This window comes from Allobosea sp. 05L423, assembly GCF_056397745.1.
Genome location: NZ_JBFTOA010000015.1, coordinates 81,703 through 106,234, shown reverse-complemented (window position 1 = coordinate 106,234; position 24,532 = coordinate 81,703). Strand labels below are relative to the sequence as shown.

General features: G+C 60.9%; 14 protein-coding genes. 8 read left to right on the top strand and 6 right to left on the bottom strand.

The features are described 5' to 3' along the window. The first annotated feature begins 109 nt into the window (after positions 1-109). The gene (locus AC1DNE_RS23930) at positions 110-1,879 is read left to right on the top strand and encodes a WcbI family polysaccharide biosynthesis putative acetyltransferase (protein ID WP_476841230.1); all 1,770 of its coding nucleotides are present in this window, start codon (positions 110-112) and stop codon (positions 1,877-1,879) included. Positions 1,880-1,918: 39 nt separating this feature from the next. Here AC1DNE_RS23930 and AC1DNE_RS23925 read toward each other — a convergent pair whose 3' ends face one another. After that, the gene (locus AC1DNE_RS23925; protein ID WP_476841229.1) at positions 1,919-2,530 is read right to left on the bottom strand and encodes a CDP-alcohol phosphatidyltransferase family protein; all 612 of its coding nucleotides are present in this window, start codon (positions 2,528-2,530) and stop codon (positions 1,919-1,921) included. 264 nt (positions 2,531-2,794) lie between these two features. Between AC1DNE_RS23925 and AC1DNE_RS23920 the strand changes: the two genes are divergently transcribed. From AC1DNE_RS23920 to AC1DNE_RS23905, 4 genes are all read left to right on the top strand, one after another. Then, positions 2,795-4,078, top strand: a complete 1,284-nt coding sequence (locus AC1DNE_RS23920) for a glycosyltransferase family 4 protein (protein ID WP_476841228.1) — start codon at positions 2,795-2,797, stop codon at positions 4,076-4,078. A 120-nt stretch (positions 4,079-4,198) separates the two neighbouring features. Continuing rightward, on the top strand, positions 4,199-11,635 hold the full coding sequence (locus AC1DNE_RS23915) for an SDR family NAD(P)-dependent oxidoreductase (protein ID WP_476841227.1): 7,437 nt from the start codon (positions 4,199-4,201) through the stop codon (positions 11,633-11,635). Continuing rightward, the gene (locus AC1DNE_RS23910) at positions 11,632-12,981 is read left to right on the top strand and encodes an aminotransferase class I/II-fold pyridoxal phosphate-dependent enzyme (RefSeq protein ID WP_476841226.1); all 1,350 of its coding nucleotides are present in this window, start codon (positions 11,632-11,634) and stop codon (positions 12,979-12,981) included. Before AC1DNE_RS23915 ends, AC1DNE_RS23910 begins: the two co-directional genes overlap by 4 nt. Positions 12,982-13,128: 147 nt before the next feature. Beyond that, on the top strand, positions 13,129-14,421 hold the full coding sequence (locus AC1DNE_RS23905; protein WP_476841225.1) for a glycosyltransferase family 4 protein: 1,293 nt from the start codon (positions 13,129-13,131) through the stop codon (positions 14,419-14,421). A gap of 36 nt (positions 14,422-14,457) precedes the next feature. Here AC1DNE_RS23905 and AC1DNE_RS23900 read toward each other — a convergent pair whose 3' ends face one another. The 4 genes from AC1DNE_RS23900 to AC1DNE_RS23885 are packed head-to-tail and all read right to left on the bottom strand — an operon-like array spanning position 14,458 to position 18,557. After that, entirely contained in the window at positions 14,458-15,246 is a 789-nt protein-coding gene (locus tag AC1DNE_RS23900; RefSeq protein ID WP_476841224.1) for a hypothetical protein, read from the bottom strand. 58 nt (positions 15,247-15,304) lie between these two features. Then, positions 15,305-16,258, bottom strand: coding sequence for an SDR family oxidoreductase (locus AC1DNE_RS23895; protein WP_476841223.1), 954 nt, complete (start codon positions 16,256-16,258; stop codon positions 15,305-15,307). After that, positions 16,164-17,012: a lysophospholipid acyltransferase family protein gene (locus AC1DNE_RS23890; protein ID WP_476841222.1), complete on the bottom strand. Its 849-nt coding sequence runs from the start codon at positions 17,010-17,012 to the stop codon at positions 16,164-16,166. Before AC1DNE_RS23890 ends, AC1DNE_RS23895 begins: the two co-directional genes overlap by 95 nt. Positions 17,013-17,027: 15 nt before the next feature. Then, the gene (locus tag AC1DNE_RS23885) at positions 17,028-18,557 is read right to left on the bottom strand and encodes a cytochrome P450 (RefSeq protein WP_476841221.1); all 1,530 of its coding nucleotides are present in this window, start codon (positions 18,555-18,557) and stop codon (positions 17,028-17,030) included. Between the two features lie 386 nt (positions 18,558-18,943). On the opposite strand from AC1DNE_RS23885, the gene AC1DNE_RS23880 reads away from it, so the two are divergent. From AC1DNE_RS23880 to AC1DNE_RS23870, 3 genes are read left to right on the top strand one after another with little or no spacing between them, the layout of a single operon-like run. After that, positions 18,944-20,365 carry a mannose-1-phosphate guanylyltransferase/mannose-6-phosphate isomerase gene (locus AC1DNE_RS23880; protein ID WP_476841220.1) on the top strand — a complete coding sequence of 474 codons (1,422 nt, stop codon included), beginning with the start codon at positions 18,944-18,946 and terminating at the stop codon, positions 20,363-20,365. Between the two features lie 38 nt (positions 20,366-20,403). Next, entirely contained in the window at positions 20,404-21,330 is a 927-nt protein-coding gene (locus AC1DNE_RS23875; protein WP_476841219.1) for an FkbM family methyltransferase, read from the top strand. A 36-nt stretch (positions 21,331-21,366) separates the two neighbouring features. Beyond that, positions 21,367-23,508, top strand: a complete 2,142-nt coding sequence (locus AC1DNE_RS23870) for a glycosyltransferase (RefSeq protein WP_476841218.1) — start codon at positions 21,367-21,369, stop codon at positions 23,506-23,508. A gap of 84 nt (positions 23,509-23,592) precedes the next feature. Here the strand turns inward: AC1DNE_RS23870 and AC1DNE_RS23865 are convergent, their stop codons facing one another. Next, positions 23,593-24,393, bottom strand: a complete 801-nt coding sequence (locus AC1DNE_RS23865; RefSeq protein ID WP_476841217.1) for an IS110 family transposase — start codon at positions 24,391-24,393, stop codon at positions 23,593-23,595. Positions 24,394-24,532 lie beyond the last annotated feature (139 nt).

Below are 24,532 nucleotides of genomic sequence, written 5' to 3'. Positions count from 1 at the left end.
TGACGCAAGGAATGCTAAAGCGGGGCAAGGCCTGCCGACGGCGTTGGTTGCTGCTTTGCGCATTGGCTAATGAGGCACAAGACCCGGCTCTCATCCGGTGGAACCGAGAATGGATGCTTTGGCGCAAGTCAAGACGACGCAGGATGCCGCACCGGACGCTCGCAACAGTGATGCGCGGCCGCTCCTGCCACTGATGGAGGTACGCGAGCCGGCGAGGCGCTGGTCCGATGGTACCGTATCGGTGGTTCTCCTGATTCCGGCGCAGGCGTTCCTCTACGGTCCTTTCCTGCGTCTGGAGGCGGGTCGATATCGCATATCGTTTCAGTGCCGTGTGCGCATGCCGCTCCAAGGCGAGCATCCAGTTCTGGGCCTGGAGGTCATCGCGCAGAATCGAATCCTGCGCGCATGGCGCGACTACACGGCGGCCGAACTCCGCAGCGGTGAGCTGAGCTTGGCCTTCGAGGTGCCGCGGGAGCTCAGCATAGAAAGCGGCGCCGATGCCCCTTTCGAGTTCCGCTTCACCCATTTCGGCAATGCGTTTTTGACCATGGCTTCGGTCACACTGCATCGCGAGGCCGCCGAGCCGCTGACTGAAACACCGAGCGTGCTCGCGCCGTGGCGGTTGCTCGGCCGACTGCGGACCCTCCCGATCCCGGGCTCGGTGCGTCTGACGCCCCTTTCGATTACACGCCTGAAACTGGGCCGCAGCTCGGCTCTTTTGCGGCTTCCGGCCGGGACCTATCGCGCCGATGTCATCTGCGAGCTCAAGCACATGCGGAGCGCGTCGGAACCTGCGCTCGAAATCGCCGTCGAGACGCGGGACGGCATTGTCCTGGGGCACGCCCGGTTCCACGCGGGCGAGCTGGAAACGGGCAGTGTCTCGTTCGAATTCGCCGTTGCGAAGGATCTGAGCCTTGATGTCGGTGTGCCGCGCACGATCGATATTCGGCTGCGCCACTTCCGCAATGCGGATGTCGTCCTCCGCTCGCTCGATCTGCGCCGGCTGTCCGCGGAAATAGCTCCATCGATTTTGCCGGCACGGGGGAGAGCGGCGGCCGCCACGTCGGTCAAAAAGCAGATCGTGATCTTCGGGAACTGTCAGGGCAACCTGCTGGCCGAGGCGCTTCGCTACCATTCAGGCTTCTCGCGCCATTTTTCGGTCAAGCACCACTACATGGAGCTTCCAGCCAATCTGCATGAGCAGGGCAAACGCGATTTGGAGGAGTGCGACCTGCTCCTCGTCCAGGATATCCGGGAATGGGATCAATATCCGCTGCGCGCCCATGTGCCGAGCGACTTGCCGACGCTACGCTATCCCTGTGTTCGTTTTGCTTCACCCTGGCCATTCGACGCGTTCAACGGGCCGGACGACAAGCTGGCCCGCAATCGGGACTTCCCGAATTTCGAGTTCACCTATTTCGACGGCTTGCTGGCGCGGTTGCGGCGAGAGATTCCCAACCATGAGCAACGCTTCAAAGCCTATGAAGCGCTCGAGGTCGATCGGCTCATCGACTTTAATCGCCTGCATCGCTTCGAACAGGCTCGCCTCGAGGACATGGATCGGAAGTTCGAGGCAGGCATCGGCGCCTACATCCTCGAGAATTTCAGGGCTAGGCAAACCTTCTATACGACCGCTCATCCCAATGGTCGCATCATGAAGATGCTGGTCCGGCAGGTTGCGAAAGAGCTCGGGCTTTCGCTCCATTTCTGGTTGCCCGGCTCGCTGGATTCCCTGCGTCGCCTGCAGGTCCCGATCCATCCGAAGGTTGCGACTGCACTGCAGATCGGATGGGCGGATGCGAGGCGAAAATACCTCGTTCGAGGCGAATGGATAACCTGGGAGGACTATTTCCGGAAATACATCGCCTATTATGGCTGAGCGCCTGCTCGTTCATTCCTTTTCAAGGCCACAGTCCTCTCAGACGACACGCGGGCGAACCCGAGCCTCCTCGTCGTGACCACTGCGTTCTTCGCGCGCGAGTTCCGCCGCATAGCTCGCGAGCAGGTGGACGAAGGTGACGAAGAAACCGGCCGCCATCAGCAGCACGGTGATGTCGCACCACGTCATGGCCAAGCCGGCAAAGGCGAATTCGGGCGCGCCGAAAAAGAAGATCATCGTGTTCATCAGAATGATGAGCAAACGCATTTCGGTCGGCCCCCAACCGACCAGGGAAATGTGAAACTCTCCTGAGACACAGGCCTTGACCAGCGAATAGATCGAGAGCGCGTGGTAGCCAGCGAGTGCCAGCAAGGCGATGTCCATCCGCACATAGGGCGAGAGCCCCATTCCCAAGCAGATCAGCAGGTTGCCGATGACATCGATCGTCTGGTCGAGGAAGTATCCGTATTTTGGCCGCTCAATCTTCCTGAAACGCGCGAGATTGCCGTCGAGCGAATCGCCGAGCCAGTGAAATACGAGGCCCAACGAGGCCAGCCACAAAAATCCGGCTGACCAAGCGGTGAGGACATAGCCTACCAGCGTAAGAGCCGCGCCAACGATGCCGAAAGCCGTTAGCATATCCGGCGTCATTCGCGCCGGCACACGCCTGACGAGCCAAGCCAGCGCCTTCCGCTCGACAGCGCCGACGAGGCTGTTATTGATGCGTATCAAGGACGTTTACTGGTTGCTGGGAATGATGGGGCTAGCTATTGCCGAGTACGCTGCCGGTTTCAACCATCGTCGGCGAATAATCCGCATTTCATCACAAGGTCGGATCGTTGCCCGCTCGGGGCGACATATTTTGAGACCGTAACGATCGGCAATCGAATTCAGCCAGCCCTGTAGGATTCCTCCGTGCCGATCGCCTATGACGCGACGCGACTCTTCTTGGGACCGCTGTCCCTGACCCCACGCGGCATTGACCGGGTCGATCTCGCCTATGCGCGCTATTTCTTTGAGCATGAGAAGGACGATTGCTGCGCCATCCTTCCGACGGCCTGGGGCACACGCGTTTTTCCGCGTGAGCGCGTCCTGCGCGGCCTGGCCCGATTGGAGGAACTGTGGGCCGAGAACAAGCTGCCGGCGGTCGACGGCGCCTGGACCTCGCTCGCGCCGACGATGCAAGCCGGAAAATCGTCATGGTACCTTCCGTCGAGCGGTCCCTTAACTCTGACAGCCCGGATGACCTCGCTCATCAAGGCAACCGGCATCGGCTTCGGTGACGATGCGGCCAAAACGCTCAAGCAAAACACCGTCTACCTCAATGTCGGCCAAGTAGGCCTTGCAGTCCCATTCTTGCTTCGCTGGCTAAACCGGCGGCCGGATGTCCGACCTCTCTTCATGCTGCACGATGTCATTCCGCTTGAAACGCCGGAATATGTCGCCCCGAGCGCCGTTAAGGCGCATTCGGTCATGGTCGATCAAACGGCGCGCTACGCCGCGGGCCTGATCGTGACGACCCGAACTGCTCAGAAAGCGATTGCGGTGGAGTTGGAGCGCCGGGGCGTCAAGGCTCTACCCACGCTCGCGCTGCCCTTGCCCGTTCCGTCGATCTTCCGTCACCCACCGGACCCAGACCCGACGCTCGCCTCGATTCCGTATTTCGTGGTCTGCGGTGCGATCGAGCTACGAAAGAACCATCTGATGCTTCTGGAGGTCTGGAAGCGCTTGCATCGTCGTCTTGGGCCGAATACGCCCCACCTCGTGATCGCGGGTGCCAAGGGCTGGCAAGGCGACCTGATCCTCGATCGGCTGCGGCGCTCAGGTGATGTAAGCGCGCAGATTCATGTGCTCCACGGCCTGTCTACTCCGGCGCTCAAGCGCGTCATCAGTGGTGCTCGCGCGTTGCTGATGCCGTCCTTCATCGAGGGATTTGGCCTGCCTGTCGTCGAAGCAGCGGCGGTAGGCACGCCGGTCATCGCCTCCGACATCCCGGCGCATCGTGAAGTAGGGCACCCTGAAACGGTCTTCGTCGATCCGATCGATGGCCTGGGCTGGGAGGCTGCCGTTACGTCTTTCCTGTTGGACGAGCCGCGCCGCCTGGCTCCTTCGCCGGGCTACGCCAGTTTCACCTGGTCCGATTACTTCGAGTCGCTTTCACAGTTCGTCCATAAGATCGAGGCCGGTGGCGCGATCTAAAGTTTAACTCGTATTGTATTTTGCACGGGTGGCCCTTATCAGCAGATCGGGTGTGGCGGCATGACTCTGCCGTAATATACCTGCGCTGATTGCACGGGGTCGTCGGGATTGCCGAAGTCTATGTCGTTTCGAAAGCCGTCGACTGTCACTGAAGCCGCTATTGTCGGCGCATCGTGCATCCTGCCCGGCGCGAATTCGCTCGCATCATTCTGGGAATTGCTGCAGGCCGACCGAAACGTCGTGGCGCCAAGGCCGCACGGGCGCTGGAATATCGAGCGGTTCCTTCGGCCGGGCGACCCCGCTCCTGGCTTCTCCTATACTTTCGCTGGAGGGTATCTCGACGATGCCTTCGGCTTCGATCCGGCGCCGTTCAATATTTCGCCACGCGAGGCGCAGCAGATGGACCCGCAGCAGCGCCTTCTGCTGACGGCGACGTGGCGAGCCTGCGAGGATGCTGGATTGCCTCCGTCATCGCTGGCGGGCCGCAATATCGGCGTCTATGTCGGCGCCTCGCTTGCCGATTATCAAAGTGTCGGCGCGTTCGATCCAGCCGTCATCGGCAGTCACTTCATGACGGGCAATGCCCTGTCGATTCTCGCCAACCGGCTATCCTATGTCTTTGACCTGAAGGGGCCGAGCTTCACTGCCGACGCGGCGTGTTCGTCTTCTTTCGTGGCTCTGTCGCAAGCTGTCGCGGCGCTGCGAGCCGGGGAGATCGAGGTGGCGATCGTCGGCGGCGTGAACATGCTGCTTTCGCCGGTTCCCTTCATCGGCTTCTCGCAAGCCCGGATGCTCTCGCCAACAGGGTTATGTCGCCCGTTCTCGGAAGCTGCAGACGGCTATGTGCGCTCCGAAGGGGCGGTGGTGCTGGTGCTGCAACGGGAGTCCGACGCGGTCGCGGCCGGGCGCAGGATCCGCAGCGTGGTCGTCGCCGCCGGCACGAATGCGGACGGCCGGACTAATGGCATCTCGCTGCCCTCAACGGAATCTCAGCAGCATTTGATCGAGACGATCTACCGGTCGGCGGGGCTCGACCCTGATGCGCTCGCTTTTGTCGAGGCGCACGGAACGGGGACGAAGATCGGCGACCCCATCGAGGCTGCGGCTATCGGCCAAGCACTAGGGCAGCGCCGGGCGAGCCCTCTGCCGATCGGTTCGGTCAAATCCAATATCGGCCATCTCGAGGCTGCCTCGGGCCTCGCGAGCTTGTTGAAGGCGAGCCTCGCGCTGGAGTATCGCGTCGTTCCCCGCTCGCTGTTCGCGGAAGAACGGAATACGGCCATCGCCTTCGATGACCTCAACCTCTCGCCCGTCACCCAGTCGCTTGCGCTGCCATCCAATGGCCAGGAGCTCTTCGCCGGCATCTGCAACTATGGCTTCGGCGGCACGAATGGCCATGCCATCCTGCGCACGGCACGAAGCAATGAGGCCACCGAAGCACACAAGCTGTCTTCACGCTCCGCCGAAGTGCTGCTGGTCTCAGCCAGCACAGCGGAAGCGCTCAAGACTCGCTCGCTGCAAATCGCGGAGACGATTTCGGGCGGCCAAACGAGTGCCCATGTTGCGGGCGCCCTCGCATATCAGCGAGAGGTATTGCCGCATCGCATTGCCATTCCGCTTGCTGGCGAGGCAATTGCCGCAGCGGATGTGGCCAATACCCTGCGCGCCTTCGGGCAGGGCTCCGATGTGCAGGCCCGTGCCTCGACAGCCGTGGTCCATGGCGCGGTCCGCGACGCCGTCTTCGTCTTCAGCGGGAACGGTGCGCAGTTCGGACAGATGGGCGTCGCTGCCTATCGCGGCAACGCGGCCTTTCGGCGTGAGATCGACGAGATCGACCGCCTCTACGCAGAGATCGCCGGCTGGTCGATTGCCGACTGCCTGCGGGACGGTGTCTCGCCCGAGCAGCTCGAGCAAACCTCGATCGCGCAGCCGCTGATCTTCGCTGTGCAATCGGCCCTCGCAGCCGTTCTGGCCGAATACGGCATCCGTCCTGCCGGGGTTCTCGGTCACAGTGTCGGAGAGATCGCGGCAGCGGAGTGTTGCGGGCTGATCTCCCGGAGCGACGCCTTACGCATCATGCACAAGCGCAGCTGGCACCAGGAGGCTGTGCGCGGCAAGGGCCGCATGCTGGTCCTGGCGAGCAACTCTTCGAATGTCGAGGACCTGTTGCGGCAATCCGGCGCGGATGAGGTCGATATCGCCGCCTACAACAGCGCCACTTCGACGACGGTATCCGGGCCTGCCGGTCAACTCGAGATGCTGGCGCGGGTGGCGCGCAAGAGCCGAGTCGCCTGTGTCCCGCTGCATGTGGACTATCCGTTCCATTCCCGCGCGCTCGATGTTGTCCGCGAGCCTCTCGTGCGCGATCTCGGCGGAATCGTAGCCCAGCCGCCGCACACGCCCTTCTATTCGACCGTAACCGGCCGCGCGCTGGCGCGCGAGGAGTTGGACGAGTTCTATTGGTGGCACAATATCCGCCGCCCCGTCCGCTTCGGCGAAGCGGTCGAGGCGGCACTGGCGGCGCATTCCGATGCGGCTTTCGTCGAAATCTCTCCACGCGCCATCCTCGTCGGTCCGATCTCGGACGTTCTGAAGGCTGCCGAAGTCCAAAGTCCCGTGCTGTCGACCCTGTCGACCAACGACACCGTGGACCGGGACCCGATCAGCGTGGTGGTCGCTCGCCTTGCGGTCAACGGTATCGCTCACGAGCAGCGGGCGGTTTTTGGCGACGCTCCGGCGAAGATCGCAGCTCTGCCGCCCTATCCCTTCCAGCCGGAACAGTATCATTTCGAGGGAACGAGCGAAGCGATCAGCGCTCATGGCCGCCTGATCGCAAGCGTGCCTTTGCATCCGCTACTCGGGGCCCGACTCTCGGACGGCTCACCGGAATGGCGCAATCTGCTCGATCCCGTCTTGCTGCCCTACCTCGACGACCATCGAGTTGACGGCGGCGTGGTCATGCCGGCGGCGGGGCTGATCGAGCTCGCTCTGGCGGCCGGCCGCGAATTGTTCGGCGCCGTGCCGCTGGAGATCGTGGAATTCGACATCACCAAGGCGATGACGTTCGCCGAGGATGAGACACGCGAGATTTCCACCCGCTATTTCGAGCATACCGGCTCGATCGAGGTCTGGAGCCGGCGTCGCTTCGCCGGCGGGGACTGGATCCTGCACGCTCGTGGGACGCTGGAACCACTGCGGCCTGCCGCAGCGGCGCAAGTGCCTGAGATCCCCGAGGTCGAGGACCCGATATTCAGCGAGGCCGCTGAGATCTATTCGGCCGCCGAACGCGCCGGCCTGGACTATGGAGCGCGCTTCCGGGTCGTGCTCTCGACGCTACGGGACGAGACCGTCGGCGAAAGCCGCCTGTCGGTTCCCCAAGGCGGCACCGGCGCCTTCGACGATTTGCATGTACTTCACCCGATCTCGCTGGACGGCAGCTTCCACGGGCTGTTCCTCGCGCGCCCGCAACGCGACGGCGAGCGCAAGGCCCATCTCCCGATCCGTTTTCGTCGCATCCGCGTCTGGAAGCCGGCGACGAAGATAACGCGTTCGGTGACGAAGCTGTCGCGGGAGACCGACCGCTTCAAGACGCTATCGGTCATCCTGTTAGGTGAGGATGGAGTGCTTGTCGCGGCGATCGAGGCCGCAGTCCTGCGCTCGGTCCATCTGGTCAAGCCATTCATGATCGAGCGGACGTTCCGGCAGGAGCATCTGTCGATCGCGCCGGTGGTCTTGCCGGAAGTCGCGGACGATTCGCCGGATGCCGACAGCGGCCAGACCGGTGAAACGAAGCAGCTTTCCCTCCTGCTGAAGGCCTTCACCATTTCGCTGGCGCAGAGGCTTTGCCGCGATCTGCTGTCGCCCGAACGCGGCGACAGCTTCGAGAGTGTCGTTGTCGACGGCACGGTTCCGCCGGTGGCCCAGCCGCTTTTCGGATTGGCCCGGGATGTGCTGGCAATGGCCGGCGGCTTGGACAGCGCGGAGGATGGCACGCGGCTGTCGGCGACTTTCGCGCTGCCCTCGCCCGAAACTCTGCTCGGCACCCTGCTGCAGCGGGTCCCGGCTGCGAACCGTGAGCTGCGCTTGGCCGCCCAGGCGTTGAGCCATGCGGGTCCGTTCCTGCGTACGGGGGAGGTCGAGGCGCGTCCGGCCGGCTTCGCCCATGATCACTGGAGCTTGCTCGGGCTTTCCGCGGCAATGCGGAATCTGATGAGCAGCACGCTCACGACCTGGAGCGCGGCCGCCGGCAGGCCCCTGCGCTTGCTCGTCGCCGGCGATTGGAATAGCGGGCTTGCCGAGGCTTTGGCGGAAGCGGTCCAAGCCGGTCGTGTGCGAGTCACGGTCGCCGTCGCGAACGCTGCGAGAGCCGACGAACAGAGACATTGGCCCGGAGCCGGCAGCCTGTTCGACATGCTCATCCTTGACGGCGTCGAGAAGTCCGCCCCCGCTCGTTTCGATGCGCTCATCGGCTTCGACATGCCGCTTTCGCAGCTACGGGTTACCAACGAAGCGGCGATACGCGGTGCGTTGGATCTGCTTGTCGGCGAAGCGCCAATCCTGCTGGCGGGACCCGTCGAAGATCCACATCTGTCCTTCCTGCTGGGAGCCTCCACGCCCTCCGTCTGGCAGGACCAGGCGATTGCGGCGCATGGCGGGATGGACGGGGCTCGACGCTGTTTGAAGGAGGTCTGCGCCACCGCCATCGACGAACGTCAGAACGCGGACGGCACGCTGGCTCTGCTCACGGCCCGGGCCGCCGTTTCCGACAGGCCGCAGGTCGCGCCGGAACATTTCGCCATCCTGGCTGCGCCGGGCGCGGGTGGCCGCCACGATCGTTATGGCTTGGTGGCCGAGTTCTTCGATTGCGATCGCATCGAAACGCTTTCCGCGTGGCTCGAAACGCTGCCGGAAGGCGACCGCGTGACGATTGTCATTGCGCCCGAGATTTCAGACGCTGCGCCAGGCCGCAGACTTTCTGCTCGCATCGAGATTTTGACCGAATTGTTGAAGCTGCTCGCTGCGGCGGAACGGCCACGCCGGATGGTGGTTCTGACCGAGAGCGGCCAAAGCATCGATTCCGAACGCTCGGGCGAGGATGCCGGTGTCTGGGCCTTCATGCGCGTGGCCATCAACGAATTTCCCGAGATCGACCTGCGTCTCGTCGACCTCTCCGATTCTGCTCTGGAGAACGGCCTCGCCGATATCCTGACCTTGGACAATGCCGAGCGTGAGCTGCGGATCGCTTCCCATGGGATCGAGGTCGGCCGCATTCGGCGCGGCATTGAACTTGAGGCGCCGATCGGCCCCGTCGAGCGCGCCGTGCTTCACTTTGCCGACGGCGTCGGCCTTGACGGTTTCGAATGGCAGCGGAAGCCGCGCTTGGCCCCGGAAGCAGGCGAGATCGAGGTCGAGGTCGTCGCGGCAGGTCTGAACTATCGCGATGTGATGGTCGGGCTCGGCCTTCTCGATGACGATCTTCTGGGAGCCGGACTGACCCGCGCGGCGCTCGGCTTCGAATGCGCGGGCAGGGTGAGCCGGGTTGGAGCCGGTGTGACGCGCTTGCGGCCCGGCGACGCCGTGATGGGCTTTGCCACCGGCGCCTTCGCCTCCCATATCGCCTGCCCGGATTGGCATTTCTTCCCCGTTCCGGACGGGCTCGATCTCGAAGCTGCCGCAACGATCCCCGTCGCGTTCTCGACGGCCTGGTATGCGCTGGTCGAACGTGGCCGGATCCGTGCCGGCGATGACGTTCTGGTTCACGGAGCCGCCGGGGGAGTCGGCCTCGCGGCGATCCAGATTGCAAAGCTTCATGGCGCGCGAGTCTTTGGCACCGCGAGCAATGAGGCACGCCGTGCCATCGCGTCCGCCGCCGGGGCGGACGCAGTCTTCGATTCGCGCCAGGAGCGTTTCGCTGGCGAAATCCGCAAGCGGTTCGGCAGCGTCGATGTCGTGCTCAACTCGCTGGCTGGCTCCGCGATGCTCGCGAGCTTCCGCCTGCTGAAGCCGTTCGGGCGCTTCCTTGAACTCGGAAAACGTGACTTCCTCGACAACACTCAACTGGCCTTGAGGCCATTCCTGCGCAACATCGCCTATAGCGGTATCGACCTCGACGAGTTGCTCGCTGCTGATCCGGAGCTGGTGCGCGGGATGATGGCGACGCTGTCCGAGGCCTTCCAGACCCAGGGGCTGCGTCCCCTGACATATCGCAGCTTCGACGCCTACGAGGTTGGCGCAGCGTTCCGGACGATGCAGGCCTCCGAGCATGTCGGCAAGATCGTGATCCGGCCGCCGCGCGTCGTACGGACCGACCTTGCCTCGATGAGCTACAAGGTCCGCCCTGGCCTCCATCTCGTCATCGGCGGCACGGCGGGACTCGGTTTCGCGACGGCGCAATGGCTTGCCCGCAAGGGCGCTTCGCATGTCGCGTTGCTGTCGCGTCGCGGTGAGGTGGACAAGGATCTCGCGCCGCAGCTTGCCGCGATGAGGGCCGGTGTCACGCAGGTCATCGTCGAAGCCCTCGATGTCTGCGACGGGCCTGCCGTGGCGGCCACGGTCGAGCGGCTGGCTCGCGAGCACGGTCCCGTCCGGGGCGTGATCCATGCAGCGGTGCATCTCGACGACGGGTTGATCGCCAATCTGTCTCTGGAGCGCCTGGAGGCGGTTCTGCGGACCAAGGTCGACGGCATCATCAACCTGTCGAAGGCCACCGAGGATCAACCGCTCGACTTCTTCGTAGCCTACTCGTCGGCGACGACGCTGATCGGCAGCCCAGGGCAGGGCGCCTATGTCGCCGCAAACGGCTTCCTCGAAGGGTTCATGCGCGGCCGGCGCCTTCAGGGGAAACCTGGCCTCGCAATCGGTTGGGGCGCTATCTCCGATGTCGGCCTGATCGCCCGGGACAAGCAACTCGGGCAGCGCCTGCGGCGGACGACCGGCGTCGTGCCGATGCGCTCGTTCGAGGCACTGGCGCATCTGGGTCGGCTCCTGAGCCTCGGCAACGCTGCCGATCCGGTGCAGTTCTTCGCCGGAATCTCGCCGGGCGGCGGCTCTGACAAGCTGAACCTGCTCAAGAGCGCGGCCTTCATCGATCTCGGCCACCCCGGTGGGGAGGTGCGGGCGGTCCATGGCGAGGATCTCGGCTCGACCTTGCGCGGGAAGAGCCGAGAGGAAGCCATCGGGATCGTCACCGGAGTTCTGCGCCGTGAGGTCGCGGAGATCCTGCGCATGGCTGAAGCCAAGGTCGATCTGACGCGGCCGCTCGCGGATCTCGGCCTCGACTCGCTGATGGCGCTGGAGCTCCACATGGCGCTCGAGGAAGCCATCGGCGTTCAGATCGCGGTGGTCGGCGCCGGCGACCGCAGCCTCCTCGACATGGCCGGCACGATCGTCGATCAGCTCGATCAAGCCGAAGCGGAAGTCGAGCAGGCTCCAGCCGAGAATATCCAGGCAACGATCATCAGATTGGCCAACGTGCATTCGAAGATGGATCTCTCGCCTGAACAGGCGGGCCAGGTCGAAGCGATGGTCCGCCGTGCCAGTCAAGGTGTCGCCGAATGAGCGATGACACAGCACCTCTCTCCGATGGCGCGCTGGCCAGTCTTCTCGCCCGGATGGACGAGGCGCCGCGCGCTGTGCCCGCTCCGGCGCGCACACCACGGCCACAGGCACGCGCCAGCATCGCCTTCGAGGATCATCCGCTTTATCAGCAGATGAAGTTCCAGCGGAGTTTTGCCGACTTCGCCAAACTGCAGAATCCCTATTATCGTCTACACGACGTCCGTGCGGGGGCGACATCGGTGGTCGAGGGCAGGCCCGTCACCAACTTCGCCTCTTATGATTATCTTGGGCTGAACGGCCATCCTGAGATTACGGAGGCGGTGTCCAAGGCTGTCGCGGAGTACGGCAGTTCCGTGTCGGCCAGCCGGATTACGGCTGGCGAGCGCCGGGTCCACCGTGATCTCGAGCAGGCGCTTGCCCGCAATTACGAGACGCAGGACTGCATCGCCTTCGTCTCCGGCCATGCGGGCGCGGTGTCCTCGATTGCCACGCTGCTGGGACCGAAGGATCTCATCGTTCACGACGCCCTGATCCATAACTGCGTCGTGGTCGGGGCTCAGCTTGCCGGCTGCGCCCGCAGGCTGTTTCCGCATAACGATCTCGACGCGCTCGAAGCCATGCTCGCGGCCGAGCGGCATCGTTTCGAGCGGGTGCTCATCGTCAGCGAGGGCTTGTTCTCGATGGATGGCGACGGGCCCGACCTGGTGCGCCTGATCGAGATCAAGACCGATTTCTCTGCCTGGTTGATGATCGACGACGCGCATGGCCTTGGTGTTCTCGGGCCGACCGGGCGCGGCATCTTCGAGCATCAGTCGGTCGCGCCGAATGGCGTCGATCTCTGGCTCGGCACGCTGTCGAAATCGCTGGTCAGTTGCGGCGGCTATGTGGCGGGCTGCGCCGCTGTCGTCGACCTTCTCAAGCACCAGGCACCGGGTTTCGTCTACAGCGTGGGCATGCCCGCGACTAATGCGGTAGCAGCGACTGCTGCGCTTGATCTGATGGTGCGCGAGCCGGAGCGCGTTCTGCATCTGCAGCGTCAGTCGCAGCGCTTTAGAGAGCGGGCTCGTGCGGCCGGGCTCGACACGGGCGAAAGTTGGGGCTTCGGTGTGGTTCCCATCGTCATCGGAGAGACAGTCCCCACCGTCATCCTCGCCGAGCGCCTTTTGGAACAAGGGGTCAACGCCTTCCCGATCGTGCCGCCCGGTGTGCCCGAAAAGGCGGCGCGGCTGCGCTTCTTCATCAACGCGACGCATAGCGACGCACAGATCGACGACGCAGTCGATTGTCTGGTCCGCGAGGTGAAGGCTCTCGGCGATGTCTCGCTGAACGAGATTTTGCGCCGATAGGACGTGGCCTCACGCCCTATCTGTCAATCATAGGAACGCGAGGCTTGATCCCGCGTCAGGCGGGGCACCGCTCATGACGGGGCATCGCGAGGAACATCAGGAAAGATAGAGCCGGTGTCGAAGAACATTCTTCTCGAAGCCCATGCGATGACGCTGAAGCAGGGCACCGGTATCGCCACATACGCGCGCAACCTTGCCAGCACGGCGAGCGGCCTCGGGCATCATGTCGAACTGCTCGTCGGCATCGAGCGCAGTATCAATCGCCGTCAAGCGCTGCTTTCCGAGGTTGTTCTCAACGACGCGGTCGATCCAAAGGCTATCGATCCGATCAAGATGGCCGGCCGTGCGATCGACTGGGCGATCGGGGTGCCGACCGGCTCCAGGGCGCAACGCTTGCCGGCGCCGCGCATCGTGCTCGATCCCGGCTCGGGCAGGGCGGCGGAGCGACGGCATCCGATGCACGGATCGGTCCGGCTCTGGGAGCGGTCCTTCCTCCATTTCAACCGGTTCGGGCGGAGGATGGAGGTGAAGCCCGAGGGGCGCCACGACCTGTTCCATGTAACGCGGCCGACACCAGTGTTCGTCAAGGGTGCCGCCAACATATACACGATCCACGATATCGTTCCGCTGCGGTTACCTTATGCCACGCTGGACAACAAAAAATACTTCTACAACATGATCCGGCATATCGTCGAAAAGGCGGATCATATCGTAACCGTTTCCGAATTTACGCGGCGGGATGTCCAGGAATTTTTTAAGATCCCGGACAATCGGATCACCAATACGTGGCAGTCGGTCTCCGTGAACGAAGCTGTGATTTCTAATTCAGACGAAGAAGCGGCGCGTGACGTTGAAAATCGATACGGCTTGTCGTTCAGGGATTACTTTCTGTTCCTGGGCGCTGTCGAGCCCAAGAAGAACATCTCGCGTCTGGTCGAGGCCTATGCCGCTTCCGGGTCGACGCGGCCGCTCATCCTAGTCGGCGGTCTCGGCTGGCAATATGAGCAGGATCTCGAAACGTTGAAGGACGAGCGGCTGCTGAGCTGGCGCTTCGACGGTTCTCATATCAAGCCCGAGCGTCGCGTCCAGCGCTTGCCTTATGTGCCGCTGGCTTCTCTGATGTCCCTGATCCGGGGCGCGCGGGCGGTTCTGTTTCCCTCGCTTTACGAGGGCTTTGGTCTTCCGATCCTCGAGGCTATGCTTCTGGGAACGCCGACGATCACATCGAATACGAGTTCGATGCCGGAGGTCGCAGCCGACGCGTCGATGCTGGTCAATCCCTACAAGATCGAAGAGATTCGCGATGCGATCCGAACGCTCGATGCCGACGCCGATCTACGCGCAGAGCTCGTGAGCCGAGGGCGCAAGCGGGCCGAGTTCTTCTCGCCCGCGCTCTATGCCGAGCGGATGAAAGCGGTCTACGACCGCGTCCTCGGCTGACAGCGCTTTATAATGTTCTGCGCTTCGGATCTGTTCTCAGATGCCGAAGCGGCGTCTGAGATTGGTGATGTGCTGGGCGAGCTCGCCTGACGCCCGTAGCTTGAGCGAGGATTGCTCCGACGCAACGCTGCGGGCCTTGTCGGTGTCGAATGCATGAGAGGCGTAGAGCTCGGAATAGCGCTCAAGAAAGACCGCCTGATCGCTGGGACTCATCTCCGAATAGCGCAGCGCCTTGCCCTTGCTGAACTGGCCGATGACACCCTTGTCGCTGAATTTCGCAAGAACGTTCTCGGCGTCGATGGCTGCGCCGATCTGGTTCGCAATGGCGCGGATCACGGCTTCGCTGTCGTAGCAGATCTCGTTGTAGGTGAAGATCTTGACGGGCTCGACGACGGCCCACTCCCGGAAGCAACCGAGCTGGATGTCGAGCGAGTTCAGCGTGTCGGCGACAGTCAGGAATTCCGAGAACGGCTTGTTTCGCCAGCGCCGGGAGCGGGCACCGTGATCGATCATCGAGAGCGCGATCTCGCGCGGATCCCTGATCGAAGCACTCGCCAGGACTTTCCCCGCTGCCACGTGGTTTGCGACCTCGCCGCGAGGTGGCCCGTGCGTCTTGAGGACAATGTCGCCTCCGCCGACATGGTGCTCGATCTCGCCGAGAAGATTGTGGTCGATGAAGTTGAAGTAGTTCTCGACCGAATCTGACTTCCGGAACGGCGCCCCCAGCCTGACGACCGGCCGTCCGGCAGCACGGAAGACCTCCTCCGTCATCTGGTAGAGAAAGGTGCTCGCCGATTTCGTGATCCCGTAGCAGATATAGATCATGGCCCGACCCGATCGGCAGCAAGTTGACGGTACGGTCGATGAGGCGAAAATGCTGCTCTCATGGTTTCGCGGGACCGGAGCTGCGTTTGAGCAGGCGTTGTTGCTGCCAGGCGAGCAGAGGTCTGTACAGGCTATGAAACCAAGCCAATAGCGCCATCATCGTGGACGGCACCAGCAGGAACACCCCCCTCTCGGCCTTCTCGATGATCCGCTGGGCCACGCGTTCAGCGGTCATCACGCCGCCCTGCTCGGAGATCATGCGGGTGACAGCGGGGCGCTTCGACCTCTCGCTCGCGAGCTGCGGCGTCTCGGTATCGGGCGGACAGGCGACGCTGACGGCGATGCGGTCGGCAGCGAGCTCCAGGCGCAGGATTTCCGCGAGCGCCCTCACTGCGAACTTTCCCGGCGCATAGCCGCTGTAACCGGCGATGCCGATGAAAGCTGCGCCGGATGAGACGAGCGTGATCCGGCCGCCACCACTGCGGCGCATGAGGGGCACGGTCGCGTGGACCAAGTGCAGCGTTCCGAAATAGTTGGTTTCCATCTGCGCGCGATGGGCGGTGAGATCGAGATCACAAAACAATCCCGGCTCGACGATCCCCGCGCATGTGATGAGCCAGTCGATGCGGCCGTGGCGAGCCTCGATCTTAGCGATCGCGCTTTGCGAAGCTGAGACATCGGCTACATCGACTGGCAAGAGATCGACCAAGCTGGCGCGTTCCGGGCCGAGCAGCATCTTTGCATCGAGCAATCGGGTCATGTCACGCGCCAGCAGGACGACGCGGTAGTCGCGCGCCAGGAGGACACGCGCGCAAGCCAGCCCGATGCCGCTCGAGCCGCCAGAAACGACGGCAGTCTTAAGCGGAGGCGGCGCTGGCACAGGATGTTCTCCGGTCAAGCCGTGGTGGGAAGGGGCTCTACGCGATCGGCCCAATAGAATCGTCCAGATAATACCATTGCTCGGGATGGCGCAGGATGACCGGCTCGATCCGGCTATTGAGGAAGGCGACATCGGCGAGGGGATTTCCGATTCCTGGTTCCATTTGGAATGGCCGCTCGAAGTGGAGGCGGAACCGCGTATCGCCAGCCCGCTCGCAATAGGCGACAACGATCTGAGCACCGGTGCGCCGGGCAAGCTTTGCCACCAAAGCCAGATTGCCCTTCAGGTGGGGTGGGCGCCCGAAGAGTGGCGCCATCATGGTTCCTTTGCGCTTTTCATCCGGGAAGATGGCAAGGACGCCGTTGCCCTTGAGTATGGAGAGCGCGCGCAGCGCACCGTTTCGGTCTGGTGGGAGCACATTGACGTTGAAGCTGCTGCGAGTCGCCTCGGCGATGTCACGATGCGCTGCGTTGTCGGGGATTTCCGAGATCGACGCGATCGGAACTCCCATAATCTGTAACGCGGACGCCAGAACCTCCCAATTGCCGAGGTGTAGGCATAGCGCGATGGTCGGTATCTTTCCGATATCCGCTCGGGCGACATCCGCACCGACGAGTTCCATCCGCTCGGCCGCGGCGAAACGATGGACGATGGAAAATTCCGCCATCAGGCGTCCGACATTCTCGACAAAGCGCCATGCCAGCTTGTCGGCCTCCGCTTCAGGCATGGCCGGAAAATGGTGCCGGATGTTGGCGCGCGCCTTGCGGGCAACGTCAGGGTCGATGAATCGGATCTTGAGCCAGGCCAGCCGGGCGCCGAGGTTCGAAACGAACGAGATCGGCAGCCTCCGCAAGGCGTGATGCAGCACTCTCTCAAGGGCCTGCATAGCGGTCTCGTCCCGTCAGGTCATGGGCCGCGGTGCGCGCGCAACCACGCGGGCGGGCAGACCACCCTTGGGACGCAGCGTCAAGCGGCAGACCGGCTCGACCTTGTAACCCTCTCGCGGAAGCACCTCGAAGCGCTGCGCCAGGATCGCAAGGCATAGCGTCGCCTCGTCCAGGCCGAAATTCATGCCGGGGCAGATACGCGGACCGATCGCGAACGGAATATAGGCGAAGGGATCGATCCGGGAGCCGGACAGGAAGCGTTCCGGCAGGAAGTGATTCGGCTTCTCCCAGAGATCCACCGAACGGTGCAGCAGCCATGGCGCAATCATGACGAGAGCGGATTTCTCGACATCGATATGCCCGATGCGGTCGGCCTCGCGCGCCTGTCGCGGGAGCAGCGGAACCGGCGGATAGAGCCGCAGTGTTTCCTGGACCACGGCGCGACACCAGCGCAGTTGGGGGAGATCGGCGAGCGTTGGCGCCCTGTCGCCGCAGACCGCGGCGATCTCGTCATGGACATTTTGGCGGACCCAGGCTGCATTGGCGAGCAGATACCAGGCCCAACTCAGCGTCGTTGCCGTGGTCTCGTGCCCGGCCATGAAGATCGTCGCCGCCTCGTTGCGAAGCGCCGTGATGTCCAGTGGTGCTCCGCCGGTTTTCTGGTTGCGGCGGATCAGCAGGTCGACCATCGAGCCGGCATCCCCTTCGCCGGCGAGGTGGGCGTTGACGACGTTCTCGACGACGGCGTGCACCATTGCGATGGCCTTGCGCCGGCGTTTGCCCCCGAAGGCGGGCCACCCCTCGTCGGCTCCCAGGAAATAGCCGAGGTTGAAGGAATCGGCATGGCGTTGGTAGGCACTGAAGCCATCGATGACCTGTTGGGCTGCCTCGCGTGCGATGTTGTTGCCGAAGACCGCGCGCGAGATGATCGAGGCGGTGAGGCGGCCCATTTCCTCGGTCAGTTCAATTTCTGCATCGGCAGCCAGACTGGCCCATTCGGCAACGACGGCGAGAGCCGCGCCTTCCATCGTCTGGCCGAATTCCGGCAGGCGGCGCTTGTGAATGATATCGGCGACAAGGGGCCGACGCTTCTTCCAAGTTTCACCGTCGCTGATGAAGAGGCCATCCCCCAAGAGCGCTTCGAGCGCGCGTCGCATCTGCGGGCTTTTCCGCTCGTAATTGCTGTGCCGCGTCACAACCACGTAGCGGATATGCTCCGGGCTGTTCACGAAGACGATTTGCCGGCGCATAATGTAGAAGCTATCGATGCCCGAACGATAGGAGCTGGCAGGCCAGCCTTCGATCAGATTGCGGCGTGCGCCTATTGCGAGGCGGACAAGACTCGGATCACGTTTCGGTGGCTCCGGGTGACAGGGAACGAACTCGCAGGCCTCGCGCTGCTCAACAACAGTCGGTGGGGCGGGCAATAGAGATGGCAGATACCTAAACGCTTCTCTGCCTTTAATAAGGAGCTGCTGTGCAGACGATAGCCAGTTAGAGGATTTTCGTTTCATGGTTCGGTAGTTTATCGCAATTTTGTTCAAGGTAAAGATAAAGCAGATTATATAAAGTATATTGCCATTTCGACGAATTTTGGGTGATTCGCATTGTTCAGAGCGACGCGCTTCAGAGCGTCGCGCGCTGTTAAGCCCAAAGCAGGGCGGAGCCTGCGCTCCGAGAAATGTTTTCTCCTGTTAAAGCACGCAAACTTGCTTGCGTCCAATGTGACTTTCAACGTTTCTCGAGCCTTCGTCAAATGTGTCGGGGCTTCGCGTCGCTCAAGTCAAGGTCTTCTGCAAGCGCGATCTGCGGCGAAGTTGCCACATAACCGCAATGCCCTATTTTTTGATAATCAGGACTGGAAATTATTTCCAAGGCGAAATAGGACAACTCTGTCTCTGCCGGATGATGTTAGGTCAAAGCAATGACGATGGTTAGCCGGATTTTGCCGATCGTGATGTGCGGAGGCGCGGGCAGGCGCCTGTGGCCGGTTTCGCGTGACGCTATGCCGAAACAGTTCATTCCGCTGCTCGGCGAGCAGTCAACTTTCCAGCGCGCGGTGCGACTGCTCTCCGACAGTACGGTCTTCGCTGCGCCGATCGTGATCACCAATGCGGAGTACCGTTTCACTGTACAGGAGCAGCTACAGGCCATCGGCCTCGCCGCCAGAATCGTGCTCGAGCCGACGCGCCGGGATTCAGCGGCGGCCATCGCCGCGGTTACCGAACTGGCGCTGGCCCAGGACGAGGCGGCCATCGTCGGCGTCTTTGCCGCCGATCATGTGGTGCAGGACGGCAGGCTCTTTGTCGAGACCTGCCGAAAGGCGGGAGTACTGGCAGCACAGGGGCGGATCGTGACGATCGGGATCCCGCCGACCCATCCCGCCACGCGCTATGGCTATATCCGGCCAGGCGAGGAGGTCGGCGACGGCGCCCACGAGGTCGCCGCCTTCGTCGAGAAGCCGGATGCGGGGCGGGCCGCCCAATACCTGCTCGAAGGCTATTTCTGGAATTCCGGCAACTTCATCTTTGATGCCAAGACGATGAAGGCGGAGATCGATGCCTTCGAGCCCGAATTGTTGGGCCCGGTCGCCGCGGCGGTCGCGCGGGCGAAGCCGGGTCTCGACTTCCTGCTGTTGGACGCCGCCAGCTTCGGGCAAGCCAAGAAGATCTCGATCGACTATGCGGTCATGGAGCGGACGAAGAAGGCGGCGGTCGTTGCCGGCAATTTCGGTTGGTCCGATGTCGGCGGCTGGTCGGCCGTGTGGGATCTGTCCGAGAAGGATGCCAATGGCAATGTCGTGGAGGGACGCGGCTACGTGCTCGACGGCTCGAATAACCTCGTCAGGTCGGAAGACGCTCTCGTCGCCGTGATCGGGCTCGACGATGTGGCGGTGATCTCGACGCGTGACGCCGTGCTTGTGGCGCCCAAGGCTGAGGCCCACAAAGTCAAGGACATGGTCGCACTGATCACCTCGAAGGGCGAAGCCGAGGCTGGCGCACATCGCGAGGTGCAGCGGCCTTGGGGCAAGTACCTGTCGATAGATCTTGGAATTCGCCACCAGGTCAAGCGCATCACGGTGAAGCCCGGCGGCGTTCTCTCGCTGCAGAAGCACTTCCATCGCGCCGAGCACTGGGTGGTGGTGCGCGGGACCGCTGAGGTCGCCCGCAACCAGGAAACGATCGTCGTGCACGAGAACGAATCGATCTACCTGCCGATTGGCTGCGTCCACCGCATGGCCAATCCCGGCAAGATCCCGCTCGAACTCATCGAGGTGCAGGTCGGCTCTTATCTCGGCGAGGACGACATCGTCCGCATTCAGGATGTGTACGATCGAATTGGACAACTATAAGACGGCAAATCCCTTCGCAAATAACTTCGGTAGGAAAAATGCTTAATAATGATGATGTAATTTGGGCTTTTCGCTACTTATTTGGGCGAGATCCAGAGTCGGCTGATACCATCCAAGCCCATTCCCATTTCCGTGATTGGTTCGAGCTACGAGCCGGTCTATTAAAAACAGAGGAATTTAGAAGCGTTGCTTCGAGTATATCAGTAGCTGATAGATGGGTGATGGCTGAGGTTTTTGATAAGTCTCGAAAATTGTGGATCAACCTTTCAGATAGATACGTTTCCCAAGCATGCTTGTTTGATAATTACGAGCCGCATGAAACTGGTTTCGTGCGTAAACACCTTCGGGCCGGCGATATCTTTGTCGATATTGGTGCGAATATCGGTTGGTTTACGATGCTTGCCAGTACAATCGTAGGTACAACTGGCGAAATTTATTCGTTTGAACCAAGGATTGATACGTTTACGAACCTGAGGCGCTCAGTCGCAGCAAGCGGATTAGAAAAAATCGTTCGCCTCTACAACGCTGGTGTGTCGGATTCAGCCGGAAAAGCGTTTATCAACTCGGCCATAGGTACAGATAATCCAGGCGGATCATTTGTTACGAGCGAGGTTCTTTCTGGTCATGTAGATTCCAATGAGATTGATCTCGTTACTATTGACTCTCTCAATTTGAAAAATGTTGCATTCATAAAGATTGATGTTGAGGGATCCGAATTTCCCGCCCTAAGAGGCGCTATAGATACCATTGTTGAAAGTAAGCCGACGATAATGACGGAGATAAATCCCGTCGCACTTCGTAATATATCAAAAATTTCTCCGGATGAATACATTTCATGGATCATAGGCTTAGGTTACGAAGTGGAGATTATTGACGGCGAGCGCGGCGGTGAGAAGATCGATCGGTTTCCAAGTGATTGGCCGAGAGATATTTTAAACGTCGGAGCGATATCTATCGCAAAGTGAGTTGATTCTGCCATGAAGAGCTTATTCAGAAGAGACGTGTCCGCCGTACTTGAGAATGCCGATGCGGCGCGAGATCGCCAGGACTGGCGTGCTGCTCAAGTTGGGTACGAGGCTTATCTAGCGAAAGAGCCTAAGAATTCTCCTATTTGGGTGCAGCTCGGCCATGCTCGAAAAGAGCAAGGTGATTTGCCGGGGGCGGAAGAGGCTTACAGAAAGGCAATTGGACTCAAATCCGATGTGGCGGACTTTCACTTGCAGCTTGGCCATGTTCTTAAACTTATGGGTAAGATCGGAGCAGCGGCCAAGAGCTATCGCAAAAGTCTGGATCTTGATCCAGACTCTGCATCAGCTGAAATCGAACTTCGCAATTTGGGCGTGAAGATCCCCGATAATCAAGGCGTCGTCACGGCTGCCGTTCGGGACGTAATAGATCTGTCTGACGTAATTTTCTATTTGCGGCATCACAGCACTGTTTCTGGTATTCAAAGGGTTCAGCTGGGGATCGCGCGCGCACTTATCGAAAGAGATCGTAAAAGCCGTGAGATTCTGTTTGTAACAGCGGGATCATCGCGAGGTGATTACGTTACCGTGGAAGCAAGAATTGTTGCAGAGCTGGCGTTTGGCCTCGCTGCCGGATCCTTTGACGCCGTCGAGCTTCAGGCAATTCTGAGGCGAGCGACCTCAGAAGGGCGCTTGTATCGTCCCCGCCGCGGCGATACAGTTTTGATGCTTGGTGCTTTCTGGGTAATGGAGAATGTTGTCGAAAATATAATCCATCTTAAGAAATTCGGTGTAAAAATTGGAATTATGATTCATGATTTAATTCCAATAACTCATCCCGAATTCTGTGAAACTGACCTAACAGCATCCTTTACGCTTTACATGAATTCGGTTTTTGATGTCGTTGACTTTATTCTTTGCATTTCGGAGCACACGCGTTCTGCTGTTAAGCAACAATTGGTTGCTCGCAATATAGCCGCCCCTACGTATGTCCTCAAAAATGCTCATCTGTCTTGGGAGGTGGGTGCATACAATCGAGATTTGGTTTCAGAGGGCGTTCTCTCTGAAACCGCTGAAGATTTCATTCTTTTTGTCTCAACTATCGAGATCCGTAAAAATCATATCATTTTGTTTAAAGTGTGGAAGAAATTGAGAGAGGAATTTGGAAATTCTACCCCGAAACTTCTCTTAGTTGGAAGGCCAGGCTGGCGCGTTCAAGATCTTATGGCTCAGCTCAAGAGCACGAATTACTTGAATGGAAATATTAAGATCCTTCATGATCTTAGTGATGTTGAACTTCAACATCTTTATCTGAATTGCCGTTTCTCAGTATTTCCGTCCTTTGAGGAAGGCTGGGGCCTCCCTGTCGGAGAGGGGCTTTATTTTGGCAAGCCGGTAGCTGCCTCATCGGCTAGTTCTATTCCCGAGGTGGGAGGGCAATTTTGTGATTATTTTGACCCAGACGATCTGGAGGAGGCCTATACCACAATTAGAAAACTCATTGTTGACAAGAACCATTACGAAAAGCGTTTGAAAAACATTCAGGCTAACTTTACTCCGAGGACGTGGGACAACGTCGCTGAGGAGCTCGATGAGATTTTGATCGGGACCGACGAGATGAAGATCTCACTGAATGTTAGCGGGCGAAAGAAGTTTCTACTGCCGGGTGTTATCCATCGCATCGGTCATCAGGATAAAAGGGTTGAGTATTCCTTTAGCGGCATAGCTCAAGTCGTGCCTTTTATTTTTGACCGAAGTTGGTATCCGGTTGAAAATTTCGGCCGGTGGCTTGCAGGCGGCTCAGGCTCGATCGAGTTTAACGTCGAAAAATCAGAGAGCACATACGATCTGTACATTTCGCTTTCAACGACGCCTTGGAATGATGATCTCGCGCTCATTATAGTCGTTAATGGAGTCGAGTACGCGGTGCCCAGCTCTCAGCTTGGCGCGACGCAGCGCCTTTCGGTGCAGACACAAGGCTCCGACGGCAAAATCAAGATCCAGTTCAAGGTTGCCGGCGAGATACGAGTCGGTTCAGATCCGAGATTGGACTTGTCAGTTGGCGTTAGCGAGCTCGGTTTTGCCGATGTCGAATCTCTCTCTGACCAGATCAAGATTCTGAAAGAGCTCATGATCACGTCTAATCAACTCGTGCGGCTGGTGGGAACTGGCGGCTAGCACTCAGGTAGCTTCTTAAGTTCTGGCGCGTGCCTGAGATTGCGGTTGAATCGTAGAATTCTGCCCCAACGCTGAGCTAGGATTCTATCGTTTTCTCAGGAGCCGCGGAGGCCTAACTGTATGAGGAAGGGCCGAACAGGCAGTGATCTGGGTCGTGGCGAGCGGCGGCATGTAGAGCGCTTGCCGCAAACCGGCGCGTCCGCCGCGGATGAAGCGCCTGCCTTTGGCTCGACCGGGGTCGCGGGCCATCGGTGCGAGCCCAGCTAGGCTTGCGGCTGGTCCCGGCTCGAGGCTGCCGAGTTCTGGCATCTCGACGAGGAGCGCGGTTGCCGTGGCTTCTCCGATGCCGGGGATGCTGGCGAGTATGGCGCGGCGATGATCGAGATCCGGGTCGGCAACGCATAGCACGTCGAGTTCGGCTTCGATGGCTGCTAGTTGCGCTTTGATCTGCGCGAGCCGTTGCAGCGCCTGACGCTTAAGTAAAGCCGATGCCAGTCCTTTCTGTCGATCGAGGGTGGCGGTGCGGTCCGTGATGAGGCTTTGGCGCGCGCTGTGCAGTTCGCGCATCGCGGCGAGTGTGGCGCTCGGCAGGGATCGCACCGGCGGCTCGAGGAGAGCTCCCAGGCGCGCCAGCATGGCCGCGTCGCAACGATCGGTCTTGGCCAGTCGCCCAGTTGCCTCGGCGAAGCGTCGGGCCTGACGTGGGTTCACCTTCGCCAGCGGCAAGTTGGCCTGGGCAAGGGTGCGTTCGAAAGCACGATGGGAGGCGACAGTGGCTTCGTAGGCCACGCGGACGATCCTATGCTGTGCCAGCCACGCGATCAGCGCGCTGGCCTTTGGCGTCGTTTGAGAAGTGTCGTGCGCTTCGATCGGGATGAAGGTCAACGTCGAGAGCATCCTTGCCGATGTCGACACCCGCGGTGACGAGCGTAAACTGATCCATCTTTCCGAGTCCTCGCCTTGTCATCCGGGCCGCAACGCCTTGGTATCCGTTCAGGCCTCAAGGGAAAGACGAGGGCGATCC

What these genes read in the sequence shown, in the direction of transcription:
- AC1DNE_RS23930 (WP_476841230.1), top strand. Translation starts at nt 110, where the DNA reads ATGGATGCTTTGGCGCAAGTCAAGACGACGCAGGATGCCGCACCGGAC.
- AC1DNE_RS23925 (WP_476841229.1), bottom strand. Translation starts at nt 2,530, where the DNA reads ATGACGCCGGATATGCTAACGGCTTTCGGCATCGTTGGCGCGGCTCTT.
- AC1DNE_RS23915 (WP_476841227.1), top strand. Translation starts at nt 4,199, where the DNA reads ATGTCGTTTCGAAAGCCGTCGACTGTCACTGAAGCCGCTATTGTCGGC.
- AC1DNE_RS23910 (WP_476841226.1), top strand. Translation starts at nt 11,632, where the DNA reads ATGAGCGATGACACAGCACCTCTCTCCGATGGCGCGCTGGCCAGTCTT.
- AC1DNE_RS23905 (WP_476841225.1), top strand. Translation starts at nt 13,129, where the DNA reads ATGACGCTGAAGCAGGGCACCGGTATCGCCACATACGCGCGCAACCTT.
- AC1DNE_RS23900 (WP_476841224.1), bottom strand. Translation starts at nt 15,246, where the DNA reads ATGATCTATATCTGCTACGGGATCACGAAATCGGCGAGCACCTTTCTC.
- AC1DNE_RS23895 (WP_476841223.1), bottom strand. Translation starts at nt 16,258, where the DNA reads ATGTCGCCTTCCTCAATAGCCGGATCGAGCCGGTCATCCTGCGCCATC.
- AC1DNE_RS23890 (WP_476841222.1), bottom strand. Translation starts at nt 17,012, where the DNA reads ATGCAGGCCCTTGAGAGAGTGCTGCATCACGCCTTGCGGAGGCTGCCG.
- AC1DNE_RS23880 (WP_476841220.1), top strand. Translation starts at nt 18,944, where the DNA reads ATGGTTAGCCGGATTTTGCCGATCGTGATGTGCGGAGGCGCGGGCAGG.
- AC1DNE_RS23875 (WP_476841219.1), top strand. Translation starts at nt 20,404, where the DNA reads ATGCTTAATAATGATGATGTAATTTGGGCTTTTCGCTACTTATTTGGG.